The following is a 17,504-nucleotide window of genomic DNA, read 5'->3' on the forward strand; positions in this document are numbered from 1 at the left end:
GAGTCGTTTACTACGAGGAGAATACTTCATTCCTTTCTTTTTTTCTCTTACAGCTTGATCTTGTAATCGTTTTTGTTGCTGTTGTTTTGTTAATCGATGGACAATTACACGAGCTGATACTTTATCAATCATTCCTACATAAGCATTAGCTATTTCCCATGTTTGTCCTGGCTGAAGGGAGTTCATTACCGTCTCCATATCTAACTGTATATACTCTGTACCTTTCTTAATTCTTCCATCTTGAAAATAATCAGGGTTAGGATTTTTTTGATAAATACGTGTATTCGACTTGATACGAGAAATATAGTAGGCCTCTTGATCTTGTATATATTGAAGGTCTTTTAAATGAAAATAACCTAAATCTCGGATACATAAATCATTCGCTGCCACAGTTGGGGCACACAGAGAGCCGTAAGTGCGATCATGTTGTTTACCTGGACCTGTATGAATATGTAGGAACTGTCCGCTTAACAAATCATACTCAAGCTGAATTTTTATCCCAGCTGTATGGCTGCATCCTCCTGCACCTGGATAAACCGATGAAAATACATCCGGGAGTTGAAATGCAGTTGAATCTAAGATACGAATACGCTTGAAAATAGAAGTATATGGAGAAGAAATTAGCTTAGCTGAAGATAACTTTTGGTTTAGAAGTTTGGCTAAAACTTGTTGTAGAAACTGGACGGCTGCGGCGTTAAATCTTTGATTTAGTCCTTCAGGACTGATGAGTACTTCTGTTGATACTTCTAAACAACTACATAACTGGGTTAAGGAAGTTTTTGCTACACTTTGGCTTAGCCATACGCATAAAGCTACTAACTCTTGTGCTTGATACTTACTTGTTCGCTGTACAAATCCAACATCTCTAGCTAGATTCTGTAAGGTATTTGGGGATAAAAGACTCTTTATCTCCTGTGCAAATAATTGTAAGTCGTCAGATACAGAATTAGACATACAAAAAACGCCATCCTTTCCTATAATTCTACAGTAAGAATAACGTCTTTTTTGCTTAATGAATAGTGTGAAACCTTAGCTTTATGGTAATGTGACCGTACCTCATGTAGTCACAGTTTTTATTTGTATTAAGACATTCGAAATGATTTGCCACGTAAAGCTGCTATGTAGCAAATAATAACTACTAAGCATAGGCTAACCATCACCAAATACAATTGTGGTGCAAAATGGATAATCAACCAGCCACCAAGCACTGGGCCTAAGAAGCCACCTAAGTTTTGAAATTGCATAAAACCAAGATATGTTGCTTTTTGATGCGCGGGTGCAATCATTTCGACTATAGCACTCGTCATTGGGAAAACAAAAATTTCACCAAGTGAGAACACAACCATACCGACAATAAAAAGTGTCCAATTATCAGCGAAGTGGAAGATTAACATACCAAGTGCTAATAGTCCGCCCCCGAAAATAAGACTTGTTTTGATTGCTACTTTTTCGCTTAAAATGCCGAGTGGCAATTGAAGAATTACGATTGTTGCAGCATTAATCACAATTAGAACTGAATATAATGCTACTCCGTCTGCCATAGTTAAATTAAGCAATTGTGGCATTGTTGCCTCTGTTTGCATATATACGAAATTGCAAATAACACTCGCAATAATGAGCAACATAAGTGTGCTATCTTGTAAAAGAACACGCATCAAGTCGCCAATATCTTGCGTAACATTGACCGTATTCTGCTCCTCTATACGTCGTAAAGTGATGACTAAGAAAATCGCATACAATAAGTACATCGTTGCAGTAATAAGGAATGGAAAACTTATTGATGATGCTTTTGAAATGACAATACCGAGCAAAAGGCCGATCACAGCTGATAAATTGATGGCAGTATATCGAATTGAAAATAGGCGACGACGCCTATCTTCGTCAGTATAGTCAATCATCAAAGCTTGTGAAGCTGGTTCAAAAAATGCACGACAGATACCGTTGAGAGCATTGCATAGAACGAATATCCAAACAGAGTTTGCGAATGCAAAGCCATAAAAGACTATACTCCAACAGAACATCGATATGATGATAATTTTTTTTCGGCCAAACCGGTCAGTAAAGAAACCACCGAAGAAGCCACCAAATGTCGCAGTCAATTGTGAAATACCGACTGCTAAACCAATCATAATTGGTGAGGCATGTAAATCATTTTGTAAATAAAGTGCTAAAAATGGTATCGTCATAAAGCTAGCTGTGCGGGCGAAGGTCGTACCACCGAGCAGCTGCCAGACGAGGGGGTGAAAATAATCCATAATAAAAACCTCCTGTATTAACATGCGTTTGCTTATGCTAGTATGAAGTGTGGAGTTAGTCTATAGTCAAGAGGAGTTTTTAACTTGGAGAGAAAAAACCTTAAAACCTTAAGTACAGGAGAATTTGCTAGTTATTTTGGGGTGAAAAAAGACACCTTGTTTTATTATGATAGAATCAATCTTTTTAAACCTGCCGGTAAACTTCCCAATGGTTATCGATATTATACCTACGATCAAATTAATACATTCTCAACACTCCAATCTCTTCGGAAAGTGGGAGTTTCGATTGAGGAACTAAAAGAATATCTTAATTCTCCCAACACTTACAAACTTGTTGAAATGGCAAAACAGCAGACAGTTCTGGTGGAAGAAGAAATTGAGAAATTAATTCAAATTCGTCGTTTCTTTAAGGGTATTATTTCAATGGAAGAAGAAAGAAAAAACGTTGAAGTTGGGAAGGTTTATATCCAAAAGACACAGAAAAAATCTATTTTCTTAAGCGATGTAAATTCGAAAAATAGCATGACCGATTTCGATTGGGTAAAACATTTTAGCAAGCAAATAGGCTTGTTTGTTCCTGCTCCTATTGGATCTGTGATAACAAGAGAGAGCCTGATTCAAGAAAGATATGAGGAGGTAGATCACTTATTTTGTTATAGTGATTTAGAAACAGGTCAATCAAAACCAGGAGGAATTTATGTCATATATTATCACCAAGGATCTTATAAAGATATTGAATCCGCATACCACAATATCACGAAATTTATCAAATCAGAGGGCTATGTTATTGAAGGAAATGCCTATGAAGATTACTTCTACAATCCATTAAGAACTAATAATAAGGAGGAATATCTTACTAAAATTAGTATACAGGTAACAAAGTGTTTAAAGAGTTAAAGCTATAATGTTATCTTTGTTTAGTAAAAATTAAAAATAGGAAAAGCAATTGCAGCGAGTACTTTTAAAAAAAGTGATAAAAAGAGAATCGAACTTTATGTTTAGTAGGGCATACCCCATCATCAAGTTGAAATTTTAAAATACCCCCAAAACGAGAAAATTGTACGTTTTAATCTGGAGACGTCAATTTTCTCATTTTCGGGTATTTGCTTTTCTTAGCTTGATGGTGATGGGGTACCGCCACATGTCCATCAACTTAAGAATTCCGAATTACCCCAAAATAAAAAAATGAGCTTTTTTGCTACAAGTTAGCACAAAATTTCGTTCTGGGGGTATTTACTTTTCTTAGCTTGATAGCGATGTGGCGGTACCCCATTAATAGAAAACTACTGCAAGAGTTATAGTTTTATGTTTTCATTTCCCTTTTGGCATTTATCTTTTAATCAGATGAATGCTTTTTTTAGTACATAATAAAAAAATAACCAGAAAAACTGTCACAAAATCCGTTTTTCTGGTTTCTCTATAATACAGGCATCAAATTGAAAGTGAGGTTTAAACTAACATGTTAACCATAAAAAATGAAGAAAGTCATGCTTCTGATATGCCTTTTGAAGATTTATTTAAGCAGTACTATGCTTATGCTGTGAAACAGATTATATGGATTGTTAAAGATCAATCTATCGCTGAAGAGTTAGCACAAGAAGTATTTTTACAATTATATCGTAGCGACTGGAAAGTAATTGAAAACATACCTGGATGGTTGATTAAATCTTCTACTTATGTAGCTTATAACCATTTGCGATCTGAAAAAAGGCAACAAGCGAAGATTGATAAAGAAATACAATACCATGAAGTACAAAATGTTTCATCATTAGACGATGATTGGATAAGAAAAGAGGAAATTACAAAGGTACAAACGATACTAAATAAAATGAATGATCGAGAACGAACCCTTTTACTAATGAAATTCTCTGGTTTTCAATATAAAGAAATTGCAGAAATACTTCAAATTGAAATATCTTCTATTGGAACATTATTGGTCCGAGCCAAAATGAAATTTCGCAAGATTTATAAACAAATGGAGGAGGCATAACAAATGAAATGTTATGATATCGGATTTATTCAAACATATATTGATGGAGAACTTTCTCATGATATAAGAAAGGAATTCACAAAGCACCTAGATACATGTGAAGCATGCCAAGATTTATTAGTAGAAATCAGTAAATTAAATCAATGGGAAAACATAATGCTAGATGAAGAATCTGCAAATTCACCACAAGAAATCAAAATTGATATAGAACAAGCATGGAAAACATTTGAAAGTCGTTCCAAGCTAGACAATGTTTCTAATATAAATCACAAAAAACAACAGAAGAAGGGACTCTTTACAAACATGAGTAAAAAATCAAAACGTTTCATGTATACAGCAGTAGCTGCAGCAGCACTTTTCACAACAGCAATGATTCCACAAGTACAAGTAGCGGCTACAAATGTTGCCTCATATTTTTCTGATGCAATTACAAATGATAAAGTTGTAAATGAAGGAATACAAGATGAAAATGGTGTCACACAAGATATGATGAAGAATGGTAAATATATTCCTATTGATGAAAAAATTACAGATCAAGGTATTACTGTACATTTCAAAGAATTATATATCGCAGATTCACGTATATCAGTTCATTATAGAATGGAAAAAGCTGACGGAAGTTTAGTACCATTTGAATTTGATACATCAGGATTAGAGCTCGAAAGTGATGGTAAAATTAATGGGCAACAAGAGGAAAACCCTGAGATTAAACATGAAGGGAGACTATCATTTATCCATGATTCAGATGACCGTCTTCCTTTTGAACTTATGGCAGCAGGTAAAAAATTAAATGATGTAGGCATTCGTGATAATGATAAACCCGAAGGTGTTGCTACATTTGTTATAGTTACTGGAGGAAAAGACGATTTTAAACAGCCCCTTACTTTAGATGTAAATATAAATAGAATTGGAAAAGTAATTGGGTCTTGGAAAGGTGAAATTCAAATTGATACTTCACATCTGAAAAATAATACTAATTAAAATGAAAAAAAGAATAGAACAATATGTATCTAATGCTCAGTTTATATGTTTTCTTGTTTTCGTTACATTTATTTCTTATATAGTTTTTACTCTATCTTTTATTTATGATTTAAGTTTATAACCTTAAATCAATCATTTAAGACCATTACGAGAAAAACCTCCCTAAAAAAGTAGGAAAATAAATAACCGGTCCCTTAACGTATAAGGAATCGGTTATTTTGTATCTAAAATGTGTCTAAACTTACAATTTTCTTTTTTGATATGGTGCCCCTATAGAGAAAGAATTTTTTCGTTTAGGGGGTACTTCAAAATCTTAACTTGATGGCGATGGGGTCCCGCCACATGCCCATCAAGCTAAGCTTATATTAGTTTAATTTCACGCGAGATTTCTTCTTTTTTCTAAAGATCCCGTGTAAGTTTTTTAAAGAATTGCATATCAAATAAACCCTATTGGGTTTCGATTTTTTGAATTACGCTACATGATTATGAGACATGGAAAAGTTGTAGACGACGTCTAAGATATCAAAGACTGTTTTCTTCTCATACCTATGGGATTTTTGTCCGTTTTTCTGCAAAAGATTGAACAGCCGAAACAATATCTTTGTTAATTCTTGGGTGTCTTTTTGCAAAGATTGATAAATAAGTAAGAAATAATCTTTTATGATATAAGTTGCTTTATATTCGCTTAATTCTCGTTTCTTCTTGATGAGGAGTAGTTGGCGCATTTGAAACATGGTGGAGGAACAAAGAAGGATACTTATTAATTGTCCGTATAAGTGACATTCTAGTCTATCTAATTTTACAGAACTACATTTATGAATACGAAAAAATGTTTTCCATGTTTTAAAGATAAGTTCAATTTGCCATCGTAAGGAGTAAAAATCGTATACTTGCTCTTTTGGCAGATATTCCAATGGAATATTTGTAACGTAAAAGTTAATTGCACTAAGTCGTTTACTGCGTTCTTTATAGGTAATTTGCTTCTTATGTTCTTTAGAAGCTAAATCCTTTTGTCTACGCTTCATTTGCGTTTCAGTTAATTTATACATAATTAGTCTTGCCGGAAGCTTTTGATACATTCCAATATAGATTTCAGGAATTTCATATGTTTCACCTGACTGTAATTGGTCAATAAATTGCTCCATATCTAATTGGATGTACTCAGATTGCTTTTTTATGGTTCCATTTTGAAAGTATTCAGGTTCTTTATTCTTCTGATATATACGTGTATTAAGCTTTAATCGCGAAATAAAATAAGCATCACACTCGCTTATAGTATGTAAATCTTTTAAGTCGAAATATCCTAAATCACGTATACATACATCGTTCGGTTGAAGGGATGTTAAACAAGTAGAAGTATACGTTTTATCATTGTGTTTTCCGGATACTACATGAACATGAAGAAATTGACCACTTAGTAAATCATAATCTAGTTGAATTTTTACTCCAGCACTTTGACCGCTACCACCTGAACCTTGATATGTAGAAGTGAATTTATCTGGAATTTGAAAATGGGTAGAATCCAAGATGCGGATACGTCGAAAATATTTTGTATACAAAGTTGGAATCTTGCTAGAAGCACAAAATTGTTGGTGAAGTAAATGTGCTAAGAGTTGTTGTAAAAACTGTACAGCTCGAGAATTAAAGCGTTGATTGAGTCCTTCTGGACTCATAGAAATACCTGTGTTAGCTTCTAATCGACTACATAGTTGTGTCAATGAAGTATTTGCTATGTTTTCGCCTAACCAAACACAAAGAGCTACTAAATCTTGCGCACGATATTTACTTTTTCTTTGAACAAATCCTATTTCTCTAGCTAATTGTTCTAAAGCACCAGGTGACATATATCGTTGTAACTCTTTAGAAAACAACTCTAATTTATCAAAAGTCGATAAGTTCATACCAAAAACGCCATCCTTTCCTATGTTTTTACAAAAAGAATAGCGTATTTTTTCATTTTAAGGAAATTTAGTTTTGTTAGCTTGATAGCGATGAGACGGTACCACAAGTTAAAGGATATGTTATTAAAAGTAAGAATTTCTTATTCATTTGAATATATCGGTAAAATATGGTAATATATCAATCTAGTTTAAAAGATGTAAGGGGGAAAAGGTATGCAAATACTATTAATTAGGCATGGGGAATCGGAAGCGGATATTTTAAACGTACATGAAGGAAGAGCAGATTTTGAATTAACGGAAATGGGTAGAAAACAAGTGAAAGGTTTAGTACATAAAGTGAAAAATGACTTTCCACCAGATTTTATATGGGCAAGTACATTAAAGAGGGCGCGAGAAACTGCTGAAACATTAGCGAAAGCAATTGGTTGTCCAGTGAAATTTGAAGAAGAATTAATGGAATTTAATAATGGTATACAGGCTGGCATGTCTTTCGAAGAAGCGAAAAAGTATCCAGAGCCAAAATTTCTTCATGATCGTTTTGAAAATGGGGAATCATTCATTGAGTTTCGAATGAGAATTGAAACGATATTTTCTAAAATTGTGACAGAAAATAAATATGAACGGATTGCAATTGTAGCTCATGGCGGGGTAATTACTAGTATATTACGTGCCTTTTTCCAAATGCCAATTAACATGGATTACTATTTTAAAGTAGGAGATACAGGGATTAGTATGATTGAACTTACGGATAAAGAAAAAGTAATTCATTTTATCAACGATACGAATCACTTAGAATGTATATAGTCGAATATCACATTATATAAAGTAAACGTCAAGTAACCCTAAAATATAGTACATCGTAAGTGTATTATATTTTAGGGTTACTTGACATTTGTTTCATTCATCATTTGAAGAAGATATAGTTGAAAAATCAAAAACACATTGGAAAATGGAATAACGTAGCAAATCTTTGTTAGAACTGGTAACGTAACAAAAACAACTCATTTTTTCGTTTTGGGGAAGAATGTATTTCTTAACTTGATGGCGATGGGGTCCCGCCAACATAACGCGAATTTCGTACGCTAAGGAACTTTTTATTTAAAAACTTGGTTTTCCGTACATTAAGAGTGTTCCATAAACGGTATTTGATGTTTGATATAAAACTTTGTTTTTGGTCATGAGTTTTTGAACTGAATTTTAAACATATTTCAGTCAGTTTTGATAGACATAAAATACCTTAATAACATTGTAGAGCAAGATCATCGTTTTATTAAAAAGAGAGTTCGTTCAATGTTGGGATTGAAATCTTTTTGTACAGCTAAATCTATTCTTTCAGGAATAGAAGCTATGCATATCATTAAAAAAGGCCAACTTATTTTACGGGACAAGTCTGTCCAAAATGAAATGAAGTTTATTCATCAACTATTCGGAATGGCTACATAAGAATAGATTCCATTAGGAATCTATATACCTCTTTCAAATAGATGCAATCTTTGCACCAGAACCCTTTATCTTTATGCTGATGGGATACCCCCCTAAACATTTGCCATGATTCATGTTTGGGTGAATGCTTATTTCTGTTTAATAGGCAGTGCATAATAGCCAAAAGCCAAATCGAGCAAGGCGCTCGCTTCTTGACGCAGTAACAAATCCTTCGGACGGAAGGTAAAAGATCCGTCAGTATTGATGGTAGTACCAGGGTCTATGATGCCTTGTGAGGCAAGGGATTGAATGGACTGGACCGCCCAGGCATCCGCAGTTTCGAGCAATTTCACATGATTGGTTTGGTCAGGTTGAATCTGCTTCAAGTTTTGAATCATGGTTGCTGCAACTTGTCTGCTAATCGGAGTCGCGCGGTCATATTCTGGTATACCTGCTATACATTGCTTCTTAATCCCTCCGGCTTGACCCGGGAAAATGTTCCATCCATGTGCCAACAACAAGGCATCCGTAAATTCTCCTTGTGTCATCGTACCCATCGGATCGAATAGATTATCCGCTTTAGCATCCATGATGTTTAAAGCATGAAGATTGTCGATATGGCTTCTATAATTACTCTTTTGCGGGACGTCTGCAAAAGGTGGTTTGATATTGATTTTCTGAGATTGAGCAACAATGCCTAGGCCTTTAGGACTGGTGTAATAAAAATATGCGATTTCTCCGGCCGCATTTTTTTGGAAAGCAATCTTATTTCCTTCTGGATCCTCAAACAACAAAGGGTGAATCATTTTCAGGACTTGTTTGCCAGCTGTTTCATCTTCCATGACCAACGTTCCATTCTCATAGGTAAAGTGGGTACGGATCGCAAACGCACGTGTGTTTTGGTACATGCCCAAGTATTTTTGGGATTCTTTTTCCTCTAACGAGAAATATACTGTTTTCTCCGCTTTGGGAGCAGGGAAATAATGATCCATGAACGCTTCATACACTTCTCGACTCATCATAGAATCATTATTGTAAGACATGAAGAATGCGGTTTTTTGTTCAGGTATCAAAACCATCAATGAAGAATGTCCTGGCATATTCCCGCCCTTTAATACGACATGTTGACCGTTGGCAAGGTCATTGAAATATGTTTCAAATCCAACTGTCGCAATAGGAATCGTCTTATCTGCGAAAACTTGGTAGGTATGCATCATATCCATGCTTTTTTTACTTGCGATTTCTTTACCTTCAAACTTTCCATTCTGTAGTTGCATAATCATGTACTTTGACATGTCTTCCCCGGTGGACAAAATGCTTCCTTGTGGTCCATCAGTTGGAGCGTGCCCATTTATTGGATGAGGATCGCCAGTGGGACCGTAATGTGTAGCCATTCTTTTGAGAAGGTCAGGTGTAAAGCGCACACTTGTAGACTTCATGCCTAATGGTTTGAAAATATTCTTTTCCATATATCGTGAGAAAGATGTGCCTGTAACATTCTCCACTGCAAATCCTGCGAGTAAAAATGCAAAGTTGTCATACGTATAAGCTTCACCGGGCGGCCGTACCACTGTCGGCATATGTTTAGGTAGAAATTCCCTAATAGATATATTTTGATTTACATATTCAGGCCCGATTAGCGTGGTGATATCGGGCAGGTCTACGCCGCTGGTATAGGTCAACATATCAAACAGGGTGAGGGGTTTTCCTGTTTTATTGGGAATTTTTAATCCACCGAGATATTGTTGTACATCTTGATCTAGTTTAAGCTTTCCTTTATCAACTTGTTGCATCACGGCCAAGGTGGTAAAAGTTTTCGAGACTGAAGCGATTTGAAAGACCGTGTCCTTATTGACGGGAATCTTCTTTTCTTTATCTGCATAACCATACCCTTTATTGACGACGATCTTTCCATCATGAACGACGACAAAACTTGAACCGTTCACATTGTACTTCTTCATTTTTTCTTCGAATAACGGATCAGCAAAAGATTCTACTTCTTTTTTGTTATTAGGTGCCTTCGTCATTTTGATATTGGTTGCAAGTGTCGATGACTTTGATTTTCCAACTTCTAATGATTCTTGTGAACATGCAGAAATCATGCTTGTAGAAGTGAGCAGAATTGTGACGAGCCCCAGTTTATTGATTACTTTTTTCATTTTTGTACACTCCTTTATGAGATTGAAGATTTCTTGTTTGCACAACGAGTTGTCAGCTCGTTAGTGTATGAGCCGAGTGTAGCAAGTAGCAAGTCATAGTAACTAGTGACCTTTCGTCATATTCATGCATGACATAAAAAATAGAGCGGAGTACGGCTAGTTTTATACACACGACCTACAAGTTATGACATTTTGACACTACTGTGTGTGACAGATGAAAAGTTAGAATCGAAGAGCGACTCATAGGGTATTAGCAAAGAAAAGAAAGCTGAATCGATTCGCCTCATCTATCGGGGAGGCACGATGATTGACCAAGATTTGTTCCATAAGATGTGGGATGGAAATGATGAGGAAGAGTCAGTCGAATTGAAGTCAGATGGAAAAGAGTATGGCTTAACGAAACGCGAGTTAGAGGTTTTGAATCTTTTGTCTCAAGGAATCCGTTATAAAACAATTGCTTCGAAACTTTACTTATCAAATGGCACAGTTAGAAATTATGCCTCTACTCTTTATGACAAGCTAGAAGTCAAAAATCGGGAAGAAGCCGTGCAAAAAGCAAGAGATACAGGATTACTCTCGTAAGAGGGAGTGCTCTCGTTTGCTAGGGGTACGTGAATAATTCGGGGTTTCGGGGACCACACCTCAAAAAATGTAATTTGATAGAAATGAAAAGGAAATTGCTACTCTATGTTTCTAACTAACATTTTTGCACCAGGACCATACAAAAAGAGGACGAATAGTTACGTCCTCTTTTTATATGGGTATATTAGCCACAAAATAATATCATTTAAATAAATCTTCTATTATATTAGCAGGGGATAGTGATAGAAAAGTGTGTTCCTTTTCCTAGTTCACTTTCTATCTCTATATCTCCGTTTAATTCTTTAATAATACTGTACGCAATCATAGTACCAAGCCCAGTACCTTTTTCTGTTGTTGAATAAAATGGCAAGGCAATACGTTTTATTTGTTGGGAAGACATTCCTATTCCTGTATCAATGATATCAATTACAATATTATCTTTTATTTTTTGTATATTTATTTGTAATACACCACCATTTTTCATAGCCTCAATTCCATTTTGTATGATGTTGGTTAGACATATTTTTAATTTTTCAGGATTAGCATTTATGTAAAGGGAATCTGTTGTAATATGCTGTTTTATTTCAACATTATATGAAAGCGCGAGTGGTGAAATATTATCTTTCACTTGATTTAATATGTAATTAATATCTAGTTCCTCTTTTATAATATTTTGTGGTTTGGTTAAAGATAAATAGTTATTAATAGTAGATTGTATTTGCTGCATTTCAAGTAACATAATTTCTAAGTACTTATCTTGAGACATCTTAGCACTCACATCTTCATTTAGTAATTGAGTGAATCCACGTACCGTGGTCAGTGGATTATGAATTTCATGCGCGATCGATGCAGCTAGTTCGCTAGCTATATAAAATTTTTCTGCTCTTTGCATTCTTTCTTTTATTTTATATTTCTTGATCATTCCTTCTATTAAATAAATTGATAATAATACTGTGAAAATATTTATGATTATATAATTGAATAAAAATTCAATGAGAGTAGAGTCAATTTTACCACCTGTATCTATTTGCGTTACAATACCGCAGATAGAAAGGGAAGTTGTACATATCAAAATAAGTAGAATACTTAATAATATCTTCTTTTCCTTGAAATAAGTAGGTGACAAGTAACGAAACATGATTGTAATAACAGAAATAATAGTAAAGATAATAAATGATGGGAAGACTCCGCTTCCACCTAAGTAAAATCTATAAGAAAGATATAAAACTCCAATACAAATAATGCTCTTTGTATTTCCATATAGAAAAACTAATATAATGGGAATAAAACGTAAATCATAAATGAACCCAGCGTGTAAATGAAAAGGAAAAGTCATACAAAAAATAATTGCAATGGAGGAAAGTACAGAAATTAATATATTATTACATGCCATTTTTTCTTTATGTTCTAGCCAAAATACTTGGTAACTAAGGATACAAATAATAATAATAAATGTATTTAATAATAGTGTAGGAATTCCCATAGTTTATACCTCTCTGAGAGTTTGTAAGTAGGATTATGTCTGTGTTTAATCTAGGTGTTTGATTTTATTAGATTTTCTATCTTTAAAAAAGAAAAGGAAGGGCACTTGAAAAAGTGCTTTTTTACCATTTATATTAAAATCGATGAGGAAGATAGAATAAAAAGTTACTTTTACTTATGAACAAAAAAATTGAAAGTAGCCCTTGTATAGGTAAAAGATGAAGCAAATTACTGAAATAGTTACGTTTCTCTGGAGTGAATATTCCGAAAAAACATTGTGTATGGCGAAATCCATTTTATAACCTTCGCCATATTAACATGCAACTTATTAAATTACAAAGAAAAAATTAAAAATTATTATTTTTTTGTTATTTTAATTTATTTAAAAACGTAAAAGTATTCAAGAGGTTACCATTGAGATGCTAGGGTACTTAGACCAATATTCGAACTTTGTAATAACGTTGTTACTTTTTTTGCTAATATTCTTAATACTAATTTTAGTATAATTAATTAATCGAAAGTTCTGATAATTATTCACATACCCTTTTTTTATATCATTTTATATTAAATACAATGATATTTATTGTCACATAATAATGCAAATTTCCAGTAAACTAATAGAAAAAATCCTATAAAAACATAATTTACAACCTTTTATATAAACATTGCAGGTGTAAATGCAATAAAATTTCATTATTAATACATATATTCAATCTGAAAATATCTGTTTACATATTAAAATATCTTTGTAGTGGTCCTTCATGCCAAGAATCGTTTCCGTACTCCAACTACCGTTATTCTAGCATTTTACCAAGTTTCTTATTTTGTTAAGGTATCCTAATATCGTTACTTTTTAAAATTATAATATTTAAATATTATAATTTTTAGTGGATATTGAGAAAATAAATAATTTGTAAAAATAATATAATATTTGTAACTTTATGTCTTATAATATGAAATATCTTCGTTGTGATTATTTTAAATATTTGAATAATACATCAGATTCATATTATCTAGGGAGGTTTTAAAATTGGGGAGAAGAGTTGTTAAAAGAGTTTTTGCATTATTATCAGTACTAGCATTATTCTTTAATGTGTTTCTACCGAAGGCAAATGCGGAGGTTATGACGCATGAAAAGTATTCAATGAACTGGAGTTATAGCAACAGTTTAGGAAAGGATATCCGAACTGAAATTATTAAAAATTCAAGCGGTCAAATTGCTTATTGTTTAACTCTTGGCTTAAAATCACCAAATGGTGAAGATCTTCCTGAAATGGGAAAAACAGATAATGTAGTATATAGGGTTCTATTAAATGGTTTCCCACAAAAAAGTATAGAACAACTGGGAGTAGCTAATAAGAATGAAGCACATTATGCAACTCAGCTTGCGGTTTGGAATACATTAGGTCAACTTGATGTAAATGAATTAAAGCATGAAAATAAAAATGTTGAAAAAGCGGCTAAGACAATTATTAATGCTGCAAATACAAGTGAAGATACTCAAGATATTTTTATGAATGTGATTCCTGCTGAAAAGCAAAAGGCAGAATTAAAGGGTGAGTTTTTTGAAACAAACCTATACACAGTACAAACAAATGCTAAGAGTGGTTCTTATAAAGTAGTAGCGAAAAATGCACCTAATGGAGTTAAAATTGTTAGTGAAAATGGAGAAGTGAAAGATCAGCTTTCACTTGGGGAAAAATTCCGTATCCAAATTCCTAAAGATATAAAAACAGGTGAATTTAATCTAAGTGTTGCTGCAAATTTAACTAAAGTTCAAGCAATTGCTTATCGCGGTACTGATACTGTTCAGAATGCTACAGTGCTACTAGAAAGAAATGAGGAAAAGCTTAGTAGTGACCTTGCAGTAAATTGGGAAGCTGCTGGTTCTTTAAAAATTAAAAAGGTTGGGGAAAATGGAGAAATATTAGCTGGTGCAGTATTTGAAGTCTTTAATGCAAATAATGAATCAGTTGGAAAAATAACGACGGGTGCTGATGGTACTGCAGAATTAAATAACCTACCAATTGGTACCTACACAGTAAAAGAAATTAAAGCACCAACAGGTTATGTTTCAGGTGATAAACCACAAACTATTGAAGTTAAGACAGGGGAAATAGGAGCTGTTCAAGTAGTAAACAACAAAGTAAAAGGTAACATCGAAATAAAAAAACGTAGTGATTCAGGTAAGATGTTGCCTAATGTTGAATTCACGGTCTTTACTGAAGATGGAAAAGAAGCGAAAAAAGTAGTAACAAAAGAAAATGGAATTGCAAATGTTGATGGTCTTACGTATGGTAAATATTATTTCTTAGAGACGAAAACACCTAATGGATATATTGGAAATAAAACAAAGTATCCTTTTGAAATTAAAGAGCACAATAAAACACTTACTTTTACAGTGGAAAATACAGAAGTGAAAGGTAGTGTGAAATTACTAAAAGTAGATAATGAAGATATCAGTAAAAAATTAGAAGGTGCAGTATTCGAGCTAAAAGATGCAAGCGGGAAAGTAATTGGGGAATATAAGACAGATAAAAATGGTGAAGTTAATGTCAAAGATTTAGCGTATGGTAAATATTCATTTGTAGAAAAGGCTTCTCCAAATGGTTACGTTCTTATTACAGAACCAATTGTGTTCGAAATAAAGGAACACGGAAAAATTATTGAGCTATTAGCAGTTAATCATCGTATCAAAGGTGATCTAGAAATTACAAAAGTTGATGTAGCTGATGGAAACAATAAGCTTCCGAATGCAGAGTTTACTATTTATAATGAAGCAGGAAAAGAAGTAGTTAAAGGGAAAACAGACGATAAAGGTATCGCGAAGTTTGAAAAGTTACCATTTGGAAAATACACATATAAAGAAACTGTTGCACCAAAAGGTTATGTATTGAATGAAGAAATATTCTCTTTTGAGATCAAAGAGAATGGTCACATCATTAAACATATTGTCAAAGATGAAAAGATTCCATCAGTAAAAACAACAGCTACTGATAAAACCGATGGTACAAAAGAAATGCACACTTCTAAGTCTGTAACAATCCAAGATAAAGTGGAATACAAAGACCTACAAGTAGGTAAAGAGTACACTTTAAAAGGTAAATTAATGGATAAAAAGACTAATAAACCATTTGTTGTAAATGGTAAAGAAGTAACTGCTGAAACTAAGTTTACACCAAAAGAAGCAGCTGGTTCTATTACACTAGATTTCACTTTTGATGCAACTGGTTTAGAAGAAAAAGAAGTAGTAGTATTCGAAGAGTTACTGAAAGACGGAAAAGTTGTTACTACACATGCTGATATCAATGATAAAGGTCAAACAGTTAAGTTCGTTAAGCCATCAGTAAAAACAACTGCTACAAACAAAGCTGATGGTGGAAAAGAGATTCATTCAAAGGATTCTATCACAATTCAGGATAAAGTGGAGTACACTAACTTAGTTGTTGGTAAAGAGTACACTGTAAAAGGAAAATTAATGAACAAAGCTATTAACGAACCATTATTAATTGATGGTAAAGAAGTAACAGCTGAGACTAAATTTATTGCAAAAGAAAAGAATGGTTTTGTAACATTAGACTTTACTTTCGTTGGTGCTGAACAGCAAGGAAGAGAAGTAGTTGTGTTTGAAGACGTATTGCATGAAGGTAAAGTAATTGCAACTCACGCTGATATTAACGATGTAGGTCAAACAGTTCGATTTGTAGAGCCTTCTATTAAAACGACAGCTACAAATAAAGCTGATGGTTCTAAAGAGTTAGACGCTTCTAAAACTGTAACAATCCAAGATAAAGTGGAATACAAAGACTTAATCGTGGGTAAAGAGTACGTAGTAAAAGGAAAACTAATGGATAAAGCAACAAAAAAACCATTATTAGTTGATGGTAAAGAAGTAACAGTAGAATCTAAGTTTACTGCAAAAGAGAAAAATGGCTCTATCACACTCGATTTCACATTCAATGCTTCTGCATTACAAGGTAAAGAAGTGGTAGTGTTTGAAGAATTGTATCAAGATAATGTCTTGGTAGCTATTCACGTTGACATCGAAGATAAGGGGCAAACGGTGAAATTTAAAGAAGTAAAACCGGAGCAACCAAAACCGGAACAACCAAAACCGGAACAACCAAAACCAGAACAGCCGCATCAAGATAAAAATACTCCAACTTCAGAACAACCAAAAGAACAACCACAACCTAAGAAAGAAGTTCAATCTAAAATTGGATGGTTACCGCAAACAGGTGCTGACCTTACAAGTTGGATCTCTATGGCTGCAGGAGCATTACTGCTAATTGTTGGTGGAGTAATTTTCTTAAAACGTAAAAATGCATAGAAATTAAAAAATAAGCACATCTGTTTTTACAGGATGTGCTTATTTTTATGTTAGTAATTTAGTTCTATTTACAGTATTTTAATCTATTTGATTATTTTTGAGTTGTTGTAATAATTCCCTGTTTTCTTTTCCTTAGCTTCCAAAGTGTCAGCTTCTAAATTCACTGTGAGACAAAATCCCTTAGCTATTTCAAAAGGTCTCATAGAGAACTGGGGGATATAATGCTCTTTTTTTACAAACTGTGTTTTTTCTGCCGTGATAAAGCAACAAATCCTTTCCTGCTATCATTATAGAGATAATTTTATCAAAAAAAGAGAGCGTTATCTCTTCAATTTAGATAAATGGGACACAAAGTAGAATGGTGTGACAGAAGTGGCTTTGGCCTTACTGAAATGTTAAAGG

Annotated in this window: 10 protein-coding genes and 2 pseudogenes; 7 read left to right on the top strand and 5 right to left on the bottom strand. The window is 33.6% G+C overall.

What is annotated here, in order from left to right:
- Positions 1 to 954 (bottom strand): IS4 family transposase (locus tag ACLBWW_RS17290; RefSeq protein ID WP_000072034.1); only part of this gene is annotated, 954 nt, incomplete at its 3' end.
- 128 nt (positions 955 to 1,082) lie between these two features.
- A complete protein-coding gene (locus ACLBWW_RS17295) occupies positions 1,083 to 2,255 on the bottom strand; it encodes an MDR family MFS transporter (protein ID WP_000384374.1) in 1,173 nt (390 codons plus the stop codon).
- A gap of 84 nt (positions 2,256 to 2,339) precedes the next feature.
- On the opposite strand from ACLBWW_RS17295, the gene ACLBWW_RS17300 reads away from it, so the two are divergent.
- The 3 genes from ACLBWW_RS17300 (at position 2,340) to ACLBWW_RS17310 (ending at position 5,226) form a co-directional block, all read left to right on the top strand.
- Positions 2,340 to 3,152 (top strand): MerR family transcriptional regulator, encoded by an 813-nt coding sequence (locus ACLBWW_RS17300; protein WP_048543754.1) that lies wholly within the window; start codon positions 2,340 to 2,342, stop codon positions 3,150 to 3,152.
- 562 nt (positions 3,153 to 3,714) lie between these two features.
- Complete coding sequence (locus ACLBWW_RS17305; RefSeq protein ID WP_048543752.1) at positions 3,715 to 4,245, top strand: RNA polymerase sigma factor SigX; 531 nt, start codon at positions 3,715 to 3,717, stop codon at positions 4,243 to 4,245.
- A gap of 3 nt (positions 4,246 to 4,248) precedes the next feature.
- Positions 4,249 to 5,226 carry a DUF4179 domain-containing protein gene (locus ACLBWW_RS17310; RefSeq protein WP_048543750.1) on the top strand — a complete coding sequence of 326 codons (978 nt, stop codon included), beginning with the start codon at positions 4,249 to 4,251 and terminating at the stop codon, positions 5,224 to 5,226.
- Positions 5,227 to 5,696: 470 nt separating this feature from the next.
- Here the strand turns inward: ACLBWW_RS17310 and ACLBWW_RS17315 are convergent, their stop codons facing one another.
- Positions 5,697 to 7,127, bottom strand: a complete 1,431-nt coding sequence (locus tag ACLBWW_RS17315) for an IS4 family transposase (RefSeq protein ID WP_098221471.1) — start codon at positions 7,125 to 7,127, stop codon at positions 5,697 to 5,699.
- Between the two features lie 213 nt (positions 7,128 to 7,340).
- Here ACLBWW_RS17315 and ACLBWW_RS17320 point away from each other — a divergent pair, with 213 nt between their 5' ends.
- Together ACLBWW_RS17320 and ACLBWW_RS17325 are read left to right on the top strand one after the other, a co-directional pair.
- A complete protein-coding gene (locus ACLBWW_RS17320) occupies positions 7,341 to 7,931 on the top strand; it encodes a histidine phosphatase family protein (protein ID WP_048543746.1) in 591 nt (196 codons plus the stop codon).
- A gap of 423 nt (positions 7,932 to 8,354) precedes the next feature.
- Positions 8,355 to 8,570: pseudogene (locus ACLBWW_RS17325) on the top strand (DDE-type integrase/transposase/recombinase); the annotation flags it as partial.
- Between the two features lie 128 nt (positions 8,571 to 8,698).
- Here the strand turns inward: ACLBWW_RS17325 and ACLBWW_RS17330 are convergent.
- Positions 8,699 to 10,708, bottom strand: coding sequence for a beta-lactamase family protein (locus ACLBWW_RS17330; protein ID WP_262721122.1), 2,010 nt, complete (start codon positions 10,706 to 10,708; stop codon positions 8,699 to 8,701).
- Between the two features lie 264 nt (positions 10,709 to 10,972).
- On the opposite strand from ACLBWW_RS17330, the pseudogene ACLBWW_RS17335 reads away from it, so the two are divergent.
- A pseudogene (locus tag ACLBWW_RS17335) lies at positions 10,973 to 11,290 on the top strand (response regulator transcription factor); the annotation flags it as partial.
- 226 nt (positions 11,291 to 11,516) lie between these two features.
- Here the strand turns inward: ACLBWW_RS17335 and ACLBWW_RS17340 are convergent.
- Complete coding sequence (locus ACLBWW_RS17340; protein ID WP_447614137.1) at positions 11,517 to 12,773, bottom strand: ATP-binding protein; 1,257 nt, start codon at positions 12,771 to 12,773, stop codon at positions 11,517 to 11,519.
- A gap of 1,029 nt (positions 12,774 to 13,802) precedes the next feature.
- Here ACLBWW_RS17340 and ACLBWW_RS17345 point away from each other — a divergent pair.
- The gene (locus tag ACLBWW_RS17345; protein ID WP_447614138.1) at positions 13,803 to 17,102 is read left to right on the top strand and encodes a VaFE repeat-containing surface-anchored protein; all 3,300 of its coding nucleotides are present in this window, start codon (positions 13,803 to 13,805) and stop codon (positions 17,100 to 17,102) included.
- Positions 17,103 to 17,504 lie beyond the last annotated feature (402 nt).

Source organism: Bacillus sp. M5A3_1b, from assembly GCF_053345335.1.

Bases quoted from the DNA above. Each gene is read 5' to 3' on its own strand.
- ACLBWW_RS17315 (WP_098221471.1), bottom strand. From the start codon at position 7,127: ATGAACTTATCGACTTTTGATAAATTAGAGTTGTTTTCTAAAGAGTTA.
- ACLBWW_RS17310 (WP_048543750.1), top strand. From the start codon at position 4,249: ATGAAATGTTATGATATCGGATTTATTCAAACATATATTGATGGAGAA.
- ACLBWW_RS17320 (WP_048543746.1), top strand. From the start codon at position 7,341: ATGCAAATACTATTAATTAGGCATGGGGAATCGGAAGCGGATATTTTA.
- ACLBWW_RS17330 (WP_262721122.1), bottom strand. From the start codon at position 10,708: ATGAAAAAAGTAATCAATAAACTGGGGCTCGTCACAATTCTGCTCACT.
- ACLBWW_RS17305 (WP_048543752.1), top strand. From the start codon at position 3,715: ATGTTAACCATAAAAAATGAAGAAAGTCATGCTTCTGATATGCCTTTT.
- ACLBWW_RS17340 (WP_447614137.1), bottom strand. From the start codon at position 12,773: ATGGGAATTCCTACACTATTATTAAATACATTTATTATTATTATTTGT.
- ACLBWW_RS17295 (WP_000384374.1), bottom strand. From the start codon at position 2,255: ATGGATTATTTTCACCCCCTCGTCTGGCAGCTGCTCGGTGGTACGACC.